The 3,607-nt window shown below is 76.3% G+C and carries 1 protein-coding gene and 1 pseudogene; both read right to left on the bottom strand.

Annotation, left to right across the window (positions count from 1 at the left end; all coding sequences use genetic code 11):
- Window positions 1-7 precede the first annotated feature (7 nt).
- Window positions 8-1,075, bottom strand: coding sequence for a hypothetical protein (locus tag TR49_RS39580; RefSeq protein ID WP_052433930.1), 1,068 nt, complete (start codon window positions 1,073-1,075; stop codon window positions 8-10).
- A gap of 132 nt (window positions 1,076-1,207) precedes the next feature.
- Window positions 1,208-2,785 (bottom strand): annotated as a pseudogene (locus TR49_RS46275) (SUKH-4 family immunity protein); the annotation flags it as partial.
- Window positions 2,786-3,607: the final 822 nt, after the last annotated feature.

A 3,607-nucleotide genomic window follows, 5' to 3' on the forward strand; every position in this document is an offset into this window, starting at 1 on the left:
GGCGGGGTCAGTGGCCGTCGGGATTGTTGTCCACAGGCTGGGGAAGAACCGGGAGCTCCGAGGTCTCCGCCTCGTCGGCGGGCTCCGTCTCTGCCTCGATCGGGGCCCCCGTCTCGACCTCCGCGTCCGTCTCCGCCTCCGCGGGTTCCGGGGCGCCGACCACGGCGCCGGTAAGGGCGGCCAGGGTCTCGCGGATGTGGTCCAGCTGGGACTGGATGTGCTCCCGGCGCTGCGCGAAGGTGACCTGCTCGCGATCCGCCTGCTCGGCGATCCGCGCGGCCTCGCGCCGCGCCGCCTCGACCAGGCGTTCCGCCCGGGTCGACGCGTCGGCGTCGATCTCGTCGGACTTGGCCTGCATGGCCTTGAGGTGCCGCTCGCTCTCGGAGACCTTGCGCTCGCCGATCGCGATGACCTGCTCCTCCCAGGCCACGACGTTCGCGTCGTGCTCGGCGAACTCCTGGTCCACCGTCCGCTGCTGGCCGGCCAGCCAGGAGTGGGCGTCGCGGGAGGCCTGGTCGGCCCGGCTGTGGACCTCCTCCGCGTACGCCGAGGAGGCCTCGCGGGCCAGGCGGGCGTCGCGGTCGCCCTCGCCGCGCAGCGTCTCGGCCTGGTTGCGGGCACGGTCGAGTTCACGGCGGTTCGACTCCTCCGCCGCCGCACGCACCTGGTCGGCGTACTGGCCCGCGGTGGTGCGCAGGCGGCGGGCCTCGGCGCGAGCCTCGCCGTCGATCCGCGTCGAGTCCGCGAGAGCGTCCGCACGGACCGCCTCGGCCTCCTCCTCGGCCGTGGCCAGCAGTCCGGCCGCGCGTGGGCTCAGCACCTCGAAGTTCGGGACCGTCGCCTCGGCCACGGCCTGGGTGGCCTGCAGGTCCATCAGTTGCCGCTCCAGCTCGCGCATCCCGTCGCCGAGCGCGGACAGCCGCTGCCAGGCCTCATCGCGGGAGGCGGTGAGCAGTGCGAGGGCCTGGTCGACCTGGTCGACGTCGTAGCCCTTGCGGGTGAGGGGGAAGTCGCCGGTGCCGGGAGTGGTCGGATCGCTCATCGTCTGCTGCCGCTCCTCCGGATTGCCGGACATGTTCGGTGATCGTCCTATTTTGAGCAGATTAGTGCTTCTTGGGACGGTACCGACACAGCACACACACCAGAGGGGACCGGCCACCCGGCCGGTCCCCTCCTGCTCCGCTCCAGTCCTACGCGGCGCCGCGCGTCACAGCAGACCGTCCCAGAACTGCTCCAGGACCACGGCCCACCAGTTCTCCGGCGAGGCCAGCGCGGCCGGGTCGACGGCGTTGACCTCGTTCTGGAAGTCGGTCGTCCAGCGGCCCGCCTGCTCCTGCGTCAGGCCGTAGCGGAAGCGCCACAGCCTCCCGAGCACCGCGAGGCAGCGGACGAACTGCGGCAGACCGGAGTTCACGAAGCGCGGCTGCGCCCCCTCCGGACCGGCCGGCTGGCCCGGCGTCCCGAGGTCGACCGCGACGATCGCGTTCGTGCCGTACTGGACGCAGAGCTGTCGTCCGTAGTCGTTGCCGACGACGAGGTACGTGCCGGCGTCCGGCCCCGCGGCCAGACCGCGCTCCGCGGCCAGCTCCGCCAGCGTCGGGATCGGCCGGCCCGGCTGGGCCTGGGCCCAGAAGAACGGACCGAAGTCGCGCGGCAGGCCGGCCCAGACCAGCGTCGACTGGACCTCCGGCGGCACACCCGCCCGCGAGACCGCCTGCTGGTCGAAACGGAACAGGTTCTGGTCGCCGAATGCCGCCTGCAGCTCCTGGGCGAGCGCCTGCGGCGGCGGCACCGGAGCCGGCTGCGCGGTCGGTGCCAGCGGCGCCCTGGAGGACGCGATCGGCGCCGGACCGGCGGCGTGGGTGTGCAGCTCCCGCAGGTGCTCCAGCAGGTGGTCGACCCCGCGCCGACGCGCACCGGCCTCCCGCCCGTACGGAGCGGTGTGGGTGATCCGCACGTTCGGCCAGGCCTCCTTGACCATCCGCGCGCAGTAACCCGCGGGCAGGTCGCAGCACTCCAGCTCGGTGTGCAGCTCCAGCACCTGCTCCGGCGGCACGTTCAGACGGCGCACCTCCTGCAGGATCTGCCACTCCGGGTGCGGCTGTCCGAGCGCGGAGCGCTGGATCACCTGCTGCTCGGAGCCGTCCGGTCCCCGGTACCGCAGGACGGCCATGTAGCCGGGCCCGACCGTCGGCACCCCGGGGGCCGCCGCGGGCACGGGCGCGCCGACCGGGGCCCCGGGCTGCCCCGGCGCGGACTGGCCGCCGAACGACGCCCCTGGCGGAGGCGGCGGCATGCCGGGACCAGGGAGCGAAGCACCGGGCGGGGGCGGCGGCACGCCGGGACCACCCATCGGCACACCCGGCGGGGGCGGCGGAGGAACGGCCGGACCACCCATCGGCACACCAGGGGGCGGCGGAGGAACGGCCGGACCACCGAGCGGCGCACCAGGGGGCGGCGGAGGAACGGCGGGGCCACCCGCCGGAGCCCCTGGCGTGCCAGGCGCACCCGGACGACCCGGAGCACTCGCCGGAGTGGCGAACATCGTCGGCGCGAAGTCCAGACCCTCGGCCTGCGGCCCGCCCATCATGCCGGGCGGGGGCGGCGGCACGTCCGGGCCGCCGATCGGCGCGCCCGGCGGAGGCGGAGGCATCCCCGGACCACCACCCATCGGCGCGCCCGGCATACCCGGCACACCAGGCGGAGGCGGCGGCACACCAGGACCACCCAGCGGCACACCTGGCGGAGGCGGAGGAACGGCAGGACCACCCAGCGCGCCAGGCGCAGCCTGTGCGCCCGGGCGACCGGGAAGACTCCCCGGGGACGCGAACATCGTCGGCGCGTAGTCCAGGCCCTCGCCCTGCGGCCCGCCCACTACTCCGGGCGGGGGCGGCGGCACGGCCGGACCACCCAGCGGCGCACCAGGAGGCGGCGGAGGAACGGCAGGACCACCGCCCATCGGCGCACCCTGCACACCAGGCGGAGGCGGCGGCACACCAGGACCGCCCACCGGCGCGCCCGGGAACGGCTGGCCCGTCGGCATCCCCGGCATCCCGGGCGGAGGCGGCGGCATGCCCGGAACGCCCATCGGCGTGCCCGACACCGGTGCTGCGTTCGCACCGGGGAACGGCTCGGCGACCGGCGCGCCCGGCGGAGGCGGAGGGGTTCCCGGAAGGCCCCGCTGTGCCGGCACGCCCGCAGGCGCGCTCGCAGCGGGCGGGAAGCCGTACGAACCCGCGGCCGCGGCGCCCTCCTGCGGGAATCCGTAGCCGCCCGCGCCGGGCGTCTGCCCCGCGGCCGGGGGCTGCGGGAAGCCGTAGCCGCCGGGCGCCGGCGCGGCGGCGGGGCCCTGCGGATATCCGTACCCGGGCGCGCCGGCACCGGGGGCCGCCGCGGGCACGTGCGGGGCCACGGGTGAGGCCGGAGCGACCGGCCCTGCCGGAGCCTCGAACGGGGGCGGCGCAAGCTGCGACCCGGCGGGCTGCGATCCGCCCTGCGACCCGGCCTCGAACTCGAACGGGACCCCGGGGACGGACGCGGGCGCCTGCGCGGGCACCGGCGCGCTCGGGCGCGGCGCGGGCGTCGGCGGCGCGAGCATCGTCGGGAC

This window comes from Streptacidiphilus melanogenes (genome assembly GCF_000787835.1).
GTDB lineage: Bacteria > Actinomycetota > Actinomycetes > Streptomycetales > Streptomycetaceae > Streptacidiphilus > Streptacidiphilus melanogenes.